This is a genomic window from Bradyrhizobium sp., assembly GCF_035273305.1.
In the GTDB taxonomy this organism is placed as follows: Bacteria; Pseudomonadota; Alphaproteobacteria; order Rhizobiales; family Xanthobacteraceae; genus Bradyrhizobium.
This window is the reverse complement of record NZ_DATEPI010000186.1, coordinates 1-14569: the sequence shown is the minus strand read 5'-3', so window position 1 is coordinate 14569 and position 14569 is coordinate 1. Positions and strand designations below refer to the sequence as shown.

Sequence of the window (14569 nt, the reverse complement as noted above, 5' to 3'; positions counted from 1 at the left end):
TAACCGTGTCCAAAAAAAGTTTTGGAGCCCGGAACGACTCCGGGGGCCTCGGAGTCATTTCGGCAGCCGGTTATCCCCCCTGCCCCATTGACCGGCGATGTAGGGCGCGACCGTGGTGATGCCGGTCGCGCCTTACTTTTTCCAGAAATGATATCGAGCATTTAGTGTGGCAGACCCGAATCCTGTTCCACTTTCCGTCCAACTGCGGCCGGTTGAGGCTAGAGGCCAAGAGGAAGCCCGCCCGATTTGTCGGCCTAATTGGCGATGAAAGAACGCCCACTTCCACAGATTTAATCTCCGGAACCGAACACTGCGCGCTAGGTTGATAACCCTCAACGTACCGCCCTCGGCTTTTATCGGTGACTGAGAGTGATGCACGCTCCCGCCTGAGCCAGCGGCGAGTCTCATGTGTGATAAGTGCAAAGCATTAGACCTGAAAATCCTGCACCGCCAGCGGTTCACGAAATCGGCGTTTGATCCTGTGACAATGCAACGTGCCGAAGGCTTGATCGCAGAACTGCGGAAGACACGAGAGGCGATGCACCCCATGATGCAGTCGCCATCCGACCCGGCTTGAACGCTGGACTTAGGTTAGTTGTTATCGACGAGCTTCTCAAAAGGCTTCTCCGTTGGACAATCAGCTTTTAGCAATGCTGCCCGCCGACGATTTCGCCGCGTTGAGCAAAGATTTTAAAACGATTGAATTGCGGCAGGGAGATTCACTGGCGCTGCCCGGCGACGAAATTCGAAGCGTTTACTTTCCGCATTCGGGAATCGTTTCATTTATGGTGGAGGTTGCCGAGGGCGATATCGTGCAGACAGGCATGGTCGGCCGCGACGGCGTTATCGGAGCAGCACAGGCGCTTGATGATAAAGTCTCCATAAACAAGATTATCGTCCAATCTCCCGGCAGGGCTTCTGTGATCGACCGCGACCCTCTGCGCAAGGCCGTACTTTCCGGCAACCGCATTCGCCAAATATTTGCGGCTCACGACCAGTTTTTCATCGCCGACATCCAGCAAACGGCGGCCTGTAATGCCCTCCATCGAATTGAGGCGCGGATGTGCCGCTGGATGTTGCGAATGATGGATTTGATAGGTACCGATGTGCCGCTCACGCAAGACGCTCTTGCGGCAATGATTGGGGTGAGGCGTACAAGCGTCACCGAGGTTGCAACCCGCCTTCAGGATTATGGAGCTATCAGTTACAAGCGCGGTCACATTCACATTGAGAATGTGCAGCGTTTGATGGAGTTATCCTGCGACTGCCACAACGCCGTGAAGCTGAATTATGAGAGGCTGTTCGGAAATTTATTGCCTGACACGTAAAGAGGCATGGCGAGAGCACCTAACCCCAATAAGTTTTGATTCCCGTGTTTGCAATCGTCGCCATTGGCGCGCTGGTCTGTTTTATGGCATTGCCCGAGACCCGTAAGAAGGCAGGCACTAACGCTACCCGTCTCCTGACGGCCCCTCCCAAATTCGCAGCCGAATAGAGCGGCACTTGAACGAGCAATCCATGGTTTCGCACGATCCTTTCATCGCCTGGTGCATCATCGCCCTTGCAACCCTCGGCGTCATTACGCGCCCGTTTCGGCTGCCGGAGGCGATCTGGGCTGTCGCCGGCGCCGCGAGCCTTGTCGTGCTTGGCCTTTTGCCGTGGAGCGACGCACTCGATGGAATGCGCAAGGGCCTCGATGTGTATTTCTTTCTGATCGGCATGATGCTCATCGCCGAACTTGCGAGGCTGGAAGGACTATTCGACTGGCTGGCTGCGCTGGCTGTAGCGCGCGCGCGAGGTTCACCTCAGCGGCTGTTTCTGTTGATTTATCTCGTGGGTATTTTGGTCACCGTTCTGCTCTCGAACGATGCCACCGCGATTGTCCTCACCCCCGCCGTTTACGCGGCGACGCGAGCGGCGGGCGCAACGCCGCTTCCGTATCTATTCGTATGCGCTTTCATTGCGAACGCAGCCAGCTTCGTTCTTCCGATCTCCAACCCCGCCAATCTCGTGGTGTTCGGCGAACGCATGCCGCATCTGGCCGACTGGCTGCGTCAATTCGCACTACCCTCGCTCGCCGCGATCGTGGTGACCTATGCCGCGCTTCGCCTGACTCAGCGTCGAGCCCTCAAGTACGAAAAGATCGAGAGCGCGATCGTCAAGCCCCGGCTCAGCTGGGGAGGCAAACTGTCCGCGTTCGGTATCGCAGCAGTAGGGGTTATTTTGATCGGCGCTTCGGCGCTGAATTTTCAACTGGGCTTGCCGACCTTGGTCTGTGGCACCGTCACATCTGTTACGATCCTGTGCCTGAACCGTCAGTCGCCGAAATCCCTGTTGTCAGGAATTTCCTGGAGTGTGCTGCCGCTGGTGGCGGGATTATTCGTCATGGTACAGGCTTTAATCCGCACCGGCGCGATATCGAGGCTGGCCGAATTGATCGGCGCCAGGGCCGCACAATCCGAGGCGGCGGCAACGTGGGGCGTCGGCATCGTCACGGCGCTCGCAGACAACATCGCAAACAACCTGCCGGTCGGCCTGATAGCCCGTTCGGTTGTAGCGAATGATCATCTGCCCGCCTCGGTAATCGGCGCCATGCTGATCGGGGTCGATCTAGGTCCGAATCTTTCGATTACCGGCTCACTGGCGACCATTCTCTGGCTGGTAGCCCTTCGCCGGGAGAATATCGAAGTCAACGCTCTGCGTTTCCTCGGCGTGGGGCTGATGGTGATGCCGCCTGCATTGGTCGCGAGTCTCCTCACCTTGCGGTGAAGCGAGACAAAGCGCCGCACTCAGACAAAACGGCGCGCTGGGGGTGCGCCGCTTTGCTATCAATCCGAAACCGTCGACCTTCGCTGCCTTGGATAGCAGGCGTTCACGCCACCCTGGGCGTGCGGTTGCGTGAATTGCGCTGGAAGAATAATGCCTGGCTGGCGACCGCCGAGACCATGGCGGGCTGGAACGGCTTGGAAATCAGGAACGCCGGCTCCGGACGCTCGCCGGTCAGGAACCGTTCCGGATAGGCGGTGATGAACACCACCGGCACCTCGAACACCCGCAGCAACTCGTTGACAGCGTCAAGTCCGGAGCTGCCGTCCGCGAGCTGGATGTCGGCCAGGATCAGCCCGGGCTTCTTGTTCTTGGCGAGCGCGACCGCATCGGAATGGGTTCGCGCAACGCCGATGACATTGTGCCCGAGATTCTTCACCAGGCTCTCGAGATCCATGGCGATGAACGTTTCATCCTCGATGATGAGCACGTCGGTGGCAATCTCCGCCGCCATCTCGCGGCCGGCGGCATCGGCCAGCCTGCGGGTCTCGCCTACATCAATACCGAGAATAAAGCCGACTTCCTCCTCCGAAAAACCTTCGAGCGATAACAGCAGGAAGGCTTGGCGCGGCAACGGCGTGATATTGGAAAGGCGCCGCTCGGAGGGCATCGGTAGTGTGGTGACGTCGGCATCCTCGTTGAGCGCGACCGAATTCCAGATCTGGGTAAAGAGACGGAACAGCCCGGCGCGCGGGCCATGCTGCTCATCCAGCAATGAGGGATCCTGTAGCAGCGCCTCCAGCATGGCCCCCACATAGGCGTCGCCGGAGGCTTGGCTTCCGGTCAGGGCACGGGCATACCGCCGCAGCAATGGCAAGTGTTCAGCAACGAGCTGTGATCGGGACATCCCCACTCCATTATTGTCTGGGCCAAGCTTCCTGCATGGGGTGACCCGGTTCCCCCTGATGTGCCTGTTTACTCTCCAGTCGGATAAAAGTTCCCGTCTTCGCGGAACTTTTAGGCCAAGTTCGCATTAGCACTTCCTAAAAGCCTCAATATCAAGGGTAAAATTCTTGAGACTGCAGGGACTTAACTCTCGGGGAAGCGTGGAACAGGTCATGAAAGAAGTAAAGTCTCAGGCCGGGAAGTCTACGGGTCCCGGTAAGCAGGGCGGCCTCAATGCCGAAATCCAGTCGAGGATCGGCCACCAGCTCCGCGCGATGTACGACGATGTCGTACGCCAAGGGGTGCCCGAGCGCTTCGCCGAACTGATCCGCAAGCTTGATGTACCGAAACCTGATCCCCAAGTGGGAAACGCGGGCGACCCAGAAGACGGGAGGAGCTAATGCCTCTCACAGATTCTCTTCGCGATGATATTCTTGCATCAGTACCCAGTCTGCGCGCCTTCGCAATTTCGCTGAGCGGTAATGGTGATCGCGCCGACGACTTGGTACAGGAAACCCTGTTACGTGCGCTGGCCAATATCGATTCATTCCAGCCCGGCTCCAATCTGCCGGCGTGGCTGTTCACGATCCTGCGCAACCTGTTCCGATCGGACTATCGCAAGCGTCGGCGCGAAGTGGAGGACGCCGACGGCAGCTACGCCAAGACGCTAAAAACGCAGCCCGCGCAAAACGCACACCTCGAATTCGAGGAATTTCGCGCCGCGCTCGACAAACTTCCGCAGGACCAGCGCGAAGCTCTGATCCTGGTCGGCGCCTCCGGCTTTTCCTATGAGGATGCGGCGGCGATCTGCGGCTGCGCCGTTGGTACGATCAAGAGCCGCGTTAACCGGGCACGATCGAAACTCAGCGCGCTACTCTATGTGGAGGGCGCGGAGGATTTCGGTCCCGATGAAACCGTACGGGCGGTTATCGGCGGCAGCGGCGGTTGATCTGAACCCGCTTTGACCTGATTAGAAAAATCAGCATTGAAATCGCATGACATCTAACGTTGCGGCTTCGCCGGGGCGGAGAATTGCTCGGTGCGGTCTCTCTCCGTCATATCGATGACGGTCGCCATTGGCGCGGTCAGTTCATAGACATAACTGACATCCGTGAAGTAGCGCTTCGAAACTCCGCCCAGCGCTTCCGGCGCTACCCGATCCAGCAGGATCAACCCGAAATCGCTGTCTTTTCGCCGCGTCGCCTCGCTGGTGTTGAATTCCTCCCAGCGAAAATGAAACACCTTGTCCGGCTCATCTCCCGTCACTTCCCAATGTGCGACGATGTGCGGGTGCTTGCCGACAAGCGAAAGCCCCTCATCGGAATGCGACGCCAGCTCGAAAAATAACAGCGACAGGCTCTGCGCGGCGCGCGCGCTCACCGCGATGTCGGGTCCGTTCACGGCGATGCGTTCGGAGTGCGGGATCGCCCGCGCCTCGAACAAGCCCTTCAATTGAACACCTTGCCATTGGCTTTCGCTGAGCAGCGACACGACGTTCGACATTGCGTGAATGCGACCGATCAACAATTCGCGGGCCACGTCGATATCGGCTCCGTGACGCAACGTGCGGGTAACGATCGACTGAATCACCGCAAGGATGTTCTTCACCCGGTGATTGAGCTCATCGATAACCGCGGTCAAACGGCGTTCGAACCCGATTCGCACCTGGATCTCGCGGCTGAGGCGGAGATTGTTGTAGGCTACATAGCCGAACAGGCCGCAGATGATGCCGGTCAGCGCCAGTCCAATCGCGGCCACGACCGCGGCCGTCTCTTCGGCGCGCTTCAACGCGTTCGTCTTGGCGTAATAGCCGAGCGACCAGTCGCGTCCGCCGAACGTCACCGTTCGCACGCTCGAAGGCGGCCCCTCTCGGCCAGAGGACGTCCTTGAAGTGACATGGCCCTGCTGATCGGCAATGAGTTCGGCATTCGGATTGCGAGGATCCTTGAGGACCACCGAAAACAACGACAGGTCGTCATTGGTCAGCATGAGCGATGAAAGGTCATAGGAAAATGTCACGAAGCCCGCCGGCTCCGCATTGCTGTCCTGCAGAACCGGCGCGGCAAGAACGAGGCCCACCGGGCCATCCGGACGCAGCAGCGCTATAGGGTCGGACGCCACCGGCTTCCCGCTCGCCAAGGCTCGCGCCAGCATCGATCCGAGGATCGGCTGGTTATCGAGCGCACGACCTGGAAAGCTCAAGGTCTCGGCATTCCGAGGCTCGACATCCATCACGACATCGATCGGCTGGTTGAGAGAGCCCGGCTCCAGCGGAGTGTCGTCGAAATTCCGGATGGTCGGATTGGAAAATCCTGCGCCGGCGAGTTCGGTGTGAGCCGCTTCGAGTTCATCCGGTTTCAGCCGCGCAATCCAGTCTGCGACAACGAAATCGGTTTTGAAGGCATAGATCGAAGCGCGCAACGGCTGCAGCATATTGGCCTTGATCACGGAAGGCGAGCGGAACAAGCCGGATGCAACGCGCGCAAGCAGTTCACGCTCCGTCAGCCGATCCTGAACCAGGCTGGCGTGAACGTCGATCGCGCGGGCCAGCGCGATGCCATCTACCGTCAATTCCTGGTCGTGGACGCGATAAGCCGCGAGGCCGGAGAACAGAACCCCGATCAGCGCGATAAAGCTAATGATGAAACTGAGCCGAACCACTCGCTTACTCAGAAAAAGAGGAGTTGGCGAACGCTAGAACAGGCATCGCGTCCGCCGCGCGGCACAAGTAAAGGCAGGGAGTCAACATCCGCAATAATGAAGCAGCAAGCACCCACAGGCAACTGCGCTTGGCCGATCGCTAGACAACGCCGGCATGATCTTGCCAAGGGCCGAGTTAGCCAATTCGCTGACCGGCAATTTCGTTCCCGCCGCCCGCCAAAGCCATTCGTTATTGTGCAAATGACGGGCGGAAACGTTAACGCCCCAGCCTCAGAGGACCGCGCCGTTAACCATCGACGATTTCAGCCGGAAGATGTCCGCGCCGAGGCCGGCGGATTGAGCCCTCCCTTGGCCTCAATAAAGTCGATGATGCGGTCAAGCCCTTGGCTTTTCCTCAGATTGGTCATGACAAAGGGCCGCTCGCCACGCATGCGGCGGGCATCGATGTCCATCTTTTCCAGCGAGGCGCCGACATGCGGCGCTAGGTCGATCTTGTTGATGACGAGCAGATCAGAGCGGGTGATCCCGGGGCCGCCTTTAGAAGGAATCTTATCGCCTGCCGCGACGTCGATCACGTAGATCGTCAAATCGGCAAGCTCCGGCGAGAATGTGGCCGCGAGATTGTCGCCCCCTGATTCGATCAAGACCAGGTCGAGTTCGGGAAATTTCGCGCGCATGTCGGCAACCGCGGCCAGATTCATCGAGGCGTCCTCGCGGATCGCGGTGTGCGGGCAGCCACCGGTTTCAACGCCGGCTATGCGGTCCGGCGTCAACGAGCCCGAGCGCACCAGAAATTCCGCATCCCATTTGGTGTAGATGTCATTGGTGATCGCGGCGATGTCGTAGCGCTCCCGCATCGACTTGCACAGCAAATCCATCAGCGCCGTTTTGCCCGATCCGACCGGACCACCAATGCCGATTCGGAGCGGCCCGTTACGATCCAACATTTCTAAATTCCCTTCGGTGATCTTGCCCCAAATTCACGAGAGACGTTTCGGCGAGATGCCTGTTGGCAAACATCATCACGATCGAAATAGCCTTGTGTATTGGCTTTCATGCCGCATGCTGGCGAGGTCGGCGCGAAAGGTTGCGCTGCCTAGGTCGTTCACCGTGGCATTCAGGGCCCGTAACGCCGTCGCAGCCACCACTGGCTCCAGCAAGGCCAGCACGCGCTGGCTATCGGTTTGCCCGAGCGGAACCAGCCGCGCGCCGGCCGAAATCCAGTTCGAGGTGAGCCCGTGAAGGAAGGCGTGCATGGTTGGCGCGAGCGGAATCGCATGCGCCGCGCTGACCACACCTACGGCAATGGGATAGACCATGCTGATTTCGCAAGCCGCAAGCGTTTGCCCGAGCAAGTCGTTATTCCACGCCGCGCGTGCGATCTCGATAAAGGCTCGGCCCTGCGCTGAGGTTTCCAGATGACGTTCGCGCGAGGGCACGAAAGCAGCGGCCAATTCGGCTATGTCGCGCAATTGCGCGTAGTCGCGCGACAACGTAGCGCGGTGCGCCTGCGCCAGAAACACGGCATCGCAAAATCCGGAGCCCTCCGCCAACAACGTGCAAAGCCAATGACTCAAGGAATCGGCGTCAGCGATATCGCCTGACTCCACCGCCCATTCAATACCGCTGGAATATGAGAATGCGCCAACCGGAAAGGCCGGCGACAACCAGGTCATCAGCCGGTACAGCGCCGCGGATTCGCTCTCGTTCATCCGCTCGCGAGCATCTTGCGCGTCGGCCGCCGGTTCATTTGTGCGCATGAGCATGGGAAGGGCCGTGACCATCGTCATGATCGCAATCCTCGTCGTGGTGAGCGTGATCGTGATGATGCTCGCGATGACCGCGCGAAGAATGATCAGGAGAGGAATGATCATGCGTTGCGTGCTGCCTGGAAGCTGCTTCCAGGGAATGAGCATGGGAGGGTTCGGCATAGGCGCCGCCCTCGGGATCGAACGGCGCTTCGATTCCGATCACGCGAGCCCCCAACCCCGTGACCATCGCCTCGATAACGTGGTCGCGCCGAACCCGCAGTCCCTTGGCCGTGATCTGTGTGGGCAGATGGCGATTACCCAGGTGCCAGGCTACGCGAACCAGATGCTCCGGATCGTTGCAGCGAATCTCGGCAAGCGGCTCGGGCGCAGCGACCACCTCGATCAGCCGACCATCCTCCAGCACCAACGCGTCGCCGCCGCGCAGCGCGACCGCCTTTTCCAGATCGAGTAGAAACGCCAAGCCGCGCGTGCCAGTCATGGTCATCCGCCGTCGGTGCCGGTCATCGAAATCAAGCACGACGTTATCGGCCGGCGCCTCGCTCCAGCGATGCTGCCCACGGACCTCGGTCGCGCGGATCATGAAATGCTCACAGCTTCTCGACCTTGCCATCGCTGATGATCTCGATGACCGTCGGTGACACCTTTAGCGGCGCGGAATATTCACGCCAAACTTTCATGTGCGGCGCACGGCCATGCGCATTGAGGTCCTCGCGGCTTTCCCAGCGCTCCACCACGACGAACAGATTGGGATCGTTGATACTGGTGTGGCTGTCGTAGGAAATGCAGCCCTTTTCCTTTCGGGTGGCCTCGATGCATTCCTTGGCGCCCTTGATGAACGCATCCCGCAATTCCGGTTTCACCTGGGAGGTGGCGACGACATAGATCATCGATTTGTCTCCGTTGTTCTTGGCTAGCGGACGTCGACCTTTTCGGGCGTGATGATCTCGATCCGGGGAGGCGCCGACATGCATTTGACGGCGACCCGACCGAAGGTTTTCATGTGCTCGGCGGTCCGGTGCGGCAGCGTCGCCTCGACGTCTTCCCATTGCTCGACAAAAACCATCTTTGTGGGATCGGTGACGCTCTCATGCATGTCATAAGCGATATTACCGGGCTCCTTACGGGTCTCGTTGATGCAGGCGGTCGCCGCCGCGATGAATTCGGCGCGAGTCTCTGGCTTCACGGTTAGTGTTGCGACGACGTAAATCACGAAAATCCTCCCGGTCTCATCTCGGCTACAATGCCTGGGAGAGACCTTAGCGCAGAAGCGCAGCCGGAGGCAAAAGCAAGGAAATCGATCTTGCCGATTGCGCTTCAAAACATGAAATAGCGTTGCGCCATGGGCAACACTTCGGCCGGCGCGCAGGTCAGCAATTCGCCATCGGCGCGGACTTCATAGGTCTCAGGATCGACCTCGATTTTGGGGGTCGAGCCGTTGTGGATCATGCTCTTCTTGGAAATGCCGCCGCGGGTATTTTCGACGCCGTAGAGCTTCTTGCCAATACCGAGATTCTTCGCCAGTCCCGAAGCCACCGCGGCTTTCGATGAGAACACCACCGACGACGCGGTCAGGGATTTGCCGAACGCGGCGAACATCGGTTGGTAGTGCACCGGCTGCGGAGTCGGAATCGAGGCATTGGGATCGCCCATCGGGGCCGCAACGATCGAACCGCCCTTGATGATGCAGTGTGGCTTGACACCGAAGAAGGCCGGAGACCATAGCACGAGATCGGCGAGCTTGCCTTTTTCGATCGAGCCAATCAGCTTCGATACGCCGTGGGCGATCGCAGGATTGATCGTGTATTTGGCGATGTAGCGCTTGACGCGGAAATTGTCGTTGTTGCCCTTGTCCTCGGGAAGCGGACCACGCTGCTTCTTCATCTTGTCGGCGGTCTGCCAGGTGCGGATGATGACCTCGCCGAGGCGACCCATGGCTTGCGAGTCCGAGGACATCATCGAGAGCGCGCCAAGGTCGTGCAGGATGTCTTCGGCCGCAATGGTTTCCTTGCGGATGCGACTCTCGGCGAACGCCAAATCCTCCGCGATGGAGGGATCGAGATGATGGCAAACCATCAGCATGTCCAGATGCTCGTCGATGGTGTTGCGCGTGAACGGGCGAGTCGGATTAGTCGAGGACGGCAACACGTTTTTCAGGCCGGCGATCCTGATGATGTCAGGCGCATGACCGCCGCCCGCACCTTCGGTGTGAAAGGCGTGGATCGTACGGCTCTTGAATGCCTTGATCGTATCCTCAACGAATCCGGACTCATTCAAGGTGTCGGAATGGAGCATCACCTGGACGTCGTGATCGTCGGCAACGGACAGACAATTGTCGATCGCGGCGGGCGTGGTCCCCCAATCTTCGTGCAGCTTCAGCGCGCAGGCGCCAGCCCTGATCATTTCTATCAGCGATGCCGGACGCGAGGCATTGCCCTTGCCTGAAATCCCGAGGTTAACGGGAAAGGCATCGAACGATTGGATCATCCGTCCCATGTGCCATGGTCCCGGGGTGCAGGTGGTCGCGAACGTGCCGTGCGAAGGACCGGTGCCCCCGCCAAGCATCGATGTGACGCCTGACATCAGCGCGTGCTCGATCTGCTGCGGACAAATGAAATGAATATGGCTGTCGAAACCGCCGGCCGTCAGGATCTTTCCTTCCCCCGCGATCACATCGGTGCCCGGGCCGATCACGATGGTCACACCGGGCTGAATGTCGGGATTGCCGGCCTTGCCGATGGCGCTGATGTAGCCTTCCTTGATGGCGACATCGGCCTTCACGACGCCCCAGTGGTCGACGATCAGCGCGTTGGTGATAACGGTATCGGCCGCGCCTTGCTTGTTGGTAGCTTGCGACTGTCCCATGCCGTCGCGAATGACCTTGCCGCCGCCAAATTTCACCTCCTCACCATAGACGGTGAGATCGTTTTCCACCTCGATGATCAAATCGGTATCGGCGAGCCGGACCCGATCGCCGGTGGTGGGCCCGAACATGTCGGCATAGACCGAGCGTTTCAACTTTACCGACATGGCGTGGACCACCTTTTGTAATCGCGAGAACTTCAATCCTCGGTAATTTTTGCAAACCTGGCTATGCGGCGTCGCTCATCAGAGGGACGCCGGCACCCCGACCGGTGTAAGCGACTTCGTGAGCGGGTGCGGAATCATAACTTGCCCATAACCTCGCCGCGGAAACCATAGACCACCCGTTTGCCGGCAAGCGCGACCAGTTGCACCTCGCGCGTTTGTCCCGGCTCGAACCGAACCGCAGTGCCGGCAGCAATGTCGAGTCGCATCCCGCGCGCCTTCTTGCGATCGAACTTCAGTGCAGGATTGGTCTCGAAGAAATGATAGTGCGACCCAACCTGAATTGGACGGTCGCCCGTGTTGGCGACAGATAGCGTCACCACCTTGCGGCCGGCGTTCAGTTCGATGTCGCCGTCCTTGATGAAGAACTCGCCAGGAATCATCGCGCGTTCTCCTATCGTATCGGTTCATGCACGGTGACAAGCTTGGTGCCATCCGGAAACGTCGCTTCCACCTGAATGTCGGGGATCATCTCGGCAATCCCGGCCATCACCTGGGCGCGGGTGAGCACTTGCGCGCCCGCCTGCATCAGGTCGGACACGGTGCGGCCGTCACGCGCGCCTTCGACAATGAAATCGGAAATGATGGCGATCGCTTCGGGATGGTTAAGCTTGACACCGCGCTCCAGCCGCCGTCGCGCAACCATTGCCGCCATCGAAATCAGAAGCTTGTCCTTTTCGCGGGGAGAAAGATTCATGCGAGCACTCTGGATGATTTCTACTTGAGCCTAGCCGAGCCACAACCGTGGCAAGGCCGAGCCAGTGGCATGAAGTACCGCGATCATGTCGGCGCGGAGCTTGGCCGCATCTTGGGCACAGAAACGTGCCATTGCAAACCCGTTCCAGGCCGAGATGCCGACTTCGCCTCCGAACGACAGTTCGCGCACTCTCTCCAGCAGCGCCTCATCACCCGGCACCATCAGCGCGGTGCCCACCGCCACGCCGCCGTTCGCGACAGCGGTTTTGCCGAGCTTCTCGCCGATGTTGCCATCGAGGCGTACCGTTTCCGCGAACACCAACCTGCCCCCGCACCGCAGCCGCCAGCAGTCAACCAACTCACCGCGCAGCATTCGTTCGCCCATGGCGGTACGGCCAAACACCACGATTTCAGCGAGCAACAGAGAGGCGCTTTCAGCCAAGTCGACATCGATCCGGCGCGACAGCCTGGCACCATCAAATAGAATCGTCTCCTGAGGAAGCCAGGACAGATGCGAGCCGGTTGCTGCCTTCAACTTGATCTCGAGCTCGGCGGCTGGACCTTCGGCACGGTAGACTTTTTCCGCTGCCGCCGTTGTTAATGCGATCCGCGATCCCTGGCCGGCCGTGATCTCGATTTGAAAGCGATCGCCGCCCGCGACACCGCCAGCGGTGTTGACGAAGACTGCCGACAGACCCTCCGCCTCAGGCGAGGGGAAGCGGACGCGCAGCGAACCGGATTCATGTAAATGGCGCCTGCGGGTGATGCCTTCGACTTGTTGCAAGTCGAAACTCACTGAGCCCCGGGCACGATTGGCCGCGAAAATCGCCGCTGTAGCGCTGGAAGTCTCGTGCCGCATCCGTCCCCAACTAAAAGCGCGCTATTTGTGCGGCCGTCTCATCAATCGCTGTCATAACGCCATCTGGCGACTAAGTTCGTCACGATCGAGATTGCCGCGATGGCACGCGTATTTCACTGCGCCCCGGTCCATCACCGCGAAATTGTCGCCGAGCTCGCAGGCAAAGTCGAGATATTGTTCGACCAGCACGATCGCGATGCCGCCGAGGCTCCGCAAATAGGAGATGGCGCGGGCGATATCCTTGATGATCGATGGCTGGATGCCCTCGGTCGGCTCGTCCAGCAGCAGCAATTTCGGCCGCATCACCAAGGCGCGTCCGATTGCGAGCTGCTGCTGCTGACCGCCTGAAAGGTCGCCGCCGCGCCGTCCCAGCATCGATTGCAGCACTGGAAATAACGAGAACACGTCGTCGGGAATGTTGCGATCGTCACGCTTCAACGGGCCGAAACCGGTCTTGAGGTTTTCCTCGACCGTGAGCAGCGGAAAAATCTCACGCCCCTGCGGAACGAACGCAATGCCCTTTCGTGCTCGCTCGTATGGTTTCAGGCCGGTGATGTCGACGCCATCGAAGGTGATTGAGCCTCTTGCGATCGCGTATTGGCCGACCAGCGCGCGCAACAGACTTGTTTTGCCGACACCATTGCGGCCAAGCACGCACGTAACCTTGCCGGGCTCCGCTGAGATCGATACCCCGCGAAGCGCCTGGGCGGCACCATAGTACAGGCTGATATTGTCGACGTTCAGCATCCCCTCACCGTCCCAGATACACTTCGATCACCCGCTCATTCGACGAGACCTGGTCGATAGTTCCTTCGGCCAGCACCGAACCTTCATGCAGGCACGTCACCTTGACGCCGAGTTCGCGGACAAACGCCATGTCGTGTTCGACCACCATCACGGTCTTGTCCTGATTGATCTGCTTCAACAGCTCGGCGGTCTGCTGGGTTTCGACGTCGGTCATGCCTGCGACAGGCTCATCGACCAGCAGTAATTTCGGGTCCTGCGCCAACAGCATCCCGATCTCCAACCATTGCTTCTGCCCATGCGAAAGGTTTCCCGCGAGGCGATGGCGCGCGCTAGCCAGGCGAATTGTATCCAGCACCCGCTGGATCCGCTCGGTCTCATTGGTGCTTTTCCGCCAGAACAGCGTGCCTTTGACGCTATGATCGACATTAAGCGCCAGCAGCAGATTGTCCTCGACGGTATGGCTTTCAAATACGGTCGGTTTCTGGAATTTCCGCCCAATCCCCAGTTCCGCGATGCTGGTTTCATCGAGGCGGGTCAGATCGGTCACGCCATCGAACAGCACCTCGCCTTCATCCGGCTTGGTCTTGCCGGTAATGATGTCCATCATCGTGGTCTTGCCGGCACCGTTCGGACCGATGATGGCACGCATCTCGCCGGGCGCAAGCGTCAGCGACAAATTGTTGATCGCATGAAACCCGTCGAAGGAGACGTGCACGCCGTCGAGATAGAGCAGCGCGGAAGTGGCCCGGGTATCCATGACGTTCATGTGCTACTCCGCCATCCCGGATTCGCTGATGCCGTCTTCTCGCGCGGCGCTGATAACGTTCGCTGCAACCGTCAGACGTTGCGCCTTCCACGGCTCCCACCAGGCATTCAACGTGCCGATGATTCCTTTCGGCAACAGCAGCGTCACCAGGATAAACATCGCGCCGAGCATGAACAGCCAGTACGGCGCAAGCGAACCCGACGTAAAAAAAGTCTTGGCATAATTGACGAGAACGGCGCCAAGCGCCGCACCGATCAAGGTGCCACGCCCGCC

The 14569-nt window shown here is 59.4% G+C and carries 17 protein-coding genes and 1 pseudogene; 4 read left to right on the top strand and 14 right to left on the bottom strand.

Going from position 1 to position 14569, the window contains the following annotated elements; all coding sequences use genetic code 11:
• Positions 1–629 precede the first annotated feature (629 nt).
• Both VJV58_RS13070 and VJV58_RS13065 read left to right on the top strand, forming a co-directional pair.
• On the top strand, positions 630–1328 hold the full coding sequence (locus tag VJV58_RS13070) for a Crp/Fnr family transcriptional regulator (protein ID WP_324137770.1): 699 nt from the start codon (positions 630–632) through the stop codon (positions 1326–1328).
• 190 nt (positions 1329–1518) lie between these two features.
• Complete coding sequence (locus VJV58_RS13065; protein ID WP_324137769.1) at positions 1519–2769, top strand: arsenic transporter; 1251 nt, start codon at positions 1519–1521, stop codon at positions 2767–2769.
• Positions 2770–2872: 103 nt separating this feature from the next.
• On the opposite strand, the gene VJV58_RS13060 is transcribed toward VJV58_RS13065, so the two are convergent.
• Positions 2873–3673 (bottom strand): response regulator, encoded by an 801-nt coding sequence (locus VJV58_RS13060; RefSeq protein ID WP_324137768.1) that lies wholly within the window; start codon positions 3671–3673, stop codon positions 2873–2875.
• 211 nt (positions 3674–3884) lie between these two features.
• On the opposite strand from VJV58_RS13060, the gene VJV58_RS13055 reads away from it, so the two are divergent.
• Together VJV58_RS13055 and VJV58_RS13050 are read left to right on the top strand one after the other, a co-directional pair.
• On the top strand, positions 3885–4112 hold the full coding sequence (locus tag VJV58_RS13055; protein ID WP_324137767.1) for a NepR family anti-sigma factor: 228 nt from the start codon (positions 3885–3887) through the stop codon (positions 4110–4112).
• On the top strand, positions 4112–4660 hold the full coding sequence (locus tag VJV58_RS13050) for a sigma-70 family RNA polymerase sigma factor (RefSeq protein WP_324137766.1): 549 nt from the start codon (positions 4112–4114) through the stop codon (positions 4658–4660). Before VJV58_RS13055 ends, VJV58_RS13050 begins: the two co-directional genes overlap by 1 nt.
• Positions 4661–4713: 53 nt before the next feature.
• Here VJV58_RS13050 and VJV58_RS13045 read toward each other — a convergent pair whose 3' ends face one another.
• The 13 genes and pseudogenes from VJV58_RS13045 to VJV58_RS12985 form a co-directional block, all read right to left on the bottom strand.
• Positions 4714–6372, bottom strand: coding sequence for a CHASE domain-containing protein (locus VJV58_RS13045; RefSeq protein ID WP_324137765.1), 1659 nt, complete (start codon positions 6370–6372; stop codon positions 4714–4716).
• Positions 6373–6674: 302 nt separating this feature from the next.
• Positions 6675–7319, bottom strand: coding sequence for an urease accessory protein UreG (gene ureG / locus VJV58_RS13040; RefSeq protein ID WP_324137764.1), 645 nt, complete (start codon positions 7317–7319; stop codon positions 6675–6677).
• A 75-nt stretch (positions 7320–7394) separates the two neighbouring features.
• Positions 7395–8138 (bottom strand): urease accessory protein UreF, encoded by a 744-nt coding sequence (locus VJV58_RS13035; protein WP_324137771.1) that lies wholly within the window; start codon positions 8136–8138, stop codon positions 7395–7397.
• On the bottom strand, positions 8119–8724 hold the full coding sequence (ureE, locus tag VJV58_RS13030) for an urease accessory protein UreE (protein ID WP_324137762.1): 606 nt from the start codon (positions 8722–8724) through the stop codon (positions 8119–8121). Before ureE ends, VJV58_RS13035 begins: the two co-directional genes overlap by 20 nt.
• A 7-nt stretch (positions 8725–8731) precedes the next feature.
• Positions 8732–9031, bottom strand: coding sequence for a putative quinol monooxygenase (locus VJV58_RS13025; RefSeq protein WP_324137761.1), 300 nt, complete (start codon positions 9029–9031; stop codon positions 8732–8734).
• 23 nt (positions 9032–9054) lie between these two features.
• Positions 9055–9354 (bottom strand): putative quinol monooxygenase, encoded by a 300-nt coding sequence (locus tag VJV58_RS13020; protein ID WP_324137760.1) that lies wholly within the window; start codon positions 9352–9354, stop codon positions 9055–9057.
• 104 nt (positions 9355–9458) lie between these two features.
• The gene (ureC, locus tag VJV58_RS13015) at positions 9459–11171 is read right to left on the bottom strand and encodes an urease subunit alpha (RefSeq protein ID WP_324137759.1); all 1713 of its coding nucleotides are present in this window, start codon (positions 11169–11171) and stop codon (positions 9459–9461) included.
• A gap of 134 nt (positions 11172–11305) precedes the next feature.
• Positions 11306–11611: an urease subunit beta gene (locus tag VJV58_RS13010; protein WP_324137758.1), complete on the bottom strand. Its 306-nt coding sequence runs from the start codon at positions 11609–11611 to the stop codon at positions 11306–11308.
• An 11-nt stretch (positions 11612–11622) separates the two neighbouring features.
• Positions 11623–11925 (bottom strand): urease subunit gamma, encoded by a 303-nt coding sequence (locus tag VJV58_RS13005; protein WP_324137757.1) that lies wholly within the window; start codon positions 11923–11925, stop codon positions 11623–11625.
• Positions 11926–11955: 30 nt separating this feature from the next.
• Positions 11956–12783 (bottom strand): urease accessory protein UreD, encoded by an 828-nt coding sequence (locus tag VJV58_RS13000; protein WP_324137756.1) that lies wholly within the window; start codon positions 12781–12783, stop codon positions 11956–11958.
• A 51-nt stretch (positions 12784–12834) separates the two neighbouring features.
• On the bottom strand, positions 12835–13530 hold the full coding sequence (gene urtE / locus VJV58_RS12995; RefSeq protein WP_324137755.1) for an urea ABC transporter ATP-binding subunit UrtE: 696 nt from the start codon (positions 13528–13530) through the stop codon (positions 12835–12837).
• Between the two features lie 4 nt (positions 13531–13534).
• Positions 13535–14296: an urea ABC transporter ATP-binding protein UrtD gene (urtD, locus tag VJV58_RS12990; protein WP_324137754.1), complete on the bottom strand. Its 762-nt coding sequence runs from the start codon at positions 14294–14296 to the stop codon at positions 13535–13537.
• 3 nt (positions 14297–14299) lie between these two features.
• Positions 14300–14569 (bottom strand): annotated as a pseudogene (locus VJV58_RS12985) (urea ABC transporter permease subunit UrtC); the annotation flags it as partial.

Excerpts from the sequence above, each read along its gene's own strand:
- VJV58_RS13065 (WP_324137769.1), top strand. The coding sequence starts at position 1,519 with ATGGTTTCGCACGATCCTTTCATCGCCTGGTGCATCATCGCCCTTGCA.
- VJV58_RS13060 (WP_324137768.1), bottom strand. The coding sequence starts at position 3,673 with ATGTCCCGATCACAGCTCGTTGCTGAACACTTGCCATTGCTGCGGCGG.
- VJV58_RS13055 (WP_324137767.1), top strand. The coding sequence starts at position 3,885 with ATGAAAGAAGTAAAGTCTCAGGCCGGGAAGTCTACGGGTCCCGGTAAG.
- VJV58_RS13050 (WP_324137766.1), top strand. The coding sequence starts at position 4,112 with ATGCCTCTCACAGATTCTCTTCGCGATGATATTCTTGCATCAGTACCC.
- ureG (WP_324137764.1), bottom strand. The coding sequence starts at position 7,319 with ATGTTGGATCGTAACGGGCCGCTCCGAATCGGCATTGGTGGTCCGGTC.
- VJV58_RS13035 (WP_324137771.1), bottom strand. The coding sequence starts at position 8,138 with ATGCTCATGCGCACAAATGAACCGGCGGCCGACGCGCAAGATGCTCGC.
- ureE (WP_324137762.1), bottom strand. The coding sequence starts at position 8,724 with ATGATCCGCGCGACCGAGGTCCGTGGGCAGCATCGCTGGAGCGAGGCG.
- VJV58_RS13025 (WP_324137761.1), bottom strand. The coding sequence starts at position 9,031 with ATGATCTATGTCGTCGCCACCTCCCAGGTGAAACCGGAATTGCGGGAT.
- ureC (WP_324137759.1), bottom strand. The coding sequence starts at position 11,171 with ATGTCGGTAAAGTTGAAACGCTCGGTCTATGCCGACATGTTCGGGCCC.
- VJV58_RS13010 (WP_324137758.1), bottom strand. The coding sequence starts at position 11,611 with ATGATTCCTGGCGAGTTCTTCATCAAGGACGGCGACATCGAACTGAAC.
- VJV58_RS13005 (WP_324137757.1), bottom strand. The coding sequence starts at position 11,925 with ATGAATCTTTCTCCCCGCGAAAAGGACAAGCTTCTGATTTCGATGGCG.
- VJV58_RS13000 (WP_324137756.1), bottom strand. The coding sequence starts at position 12,783 with ATGCGGCACGAGACTTCCAGCGCTACAGCGGCGATTTTCGCGGCCAAT.
- urtE (WP_324137755.1), bottom strand. The coding sequence starts at position 13,530 with ATGCTGAACGTCGACAATATCAGCCTGTACTATGGTGCCGCCCAGGCG.
- urtD (WP_324137754.1), bottom strand. The coding sequence starts at position 14,296 with ATGAACGTCATGGATACCCGGGCCACTTCCGCGCTGCTCTATCTCGAC.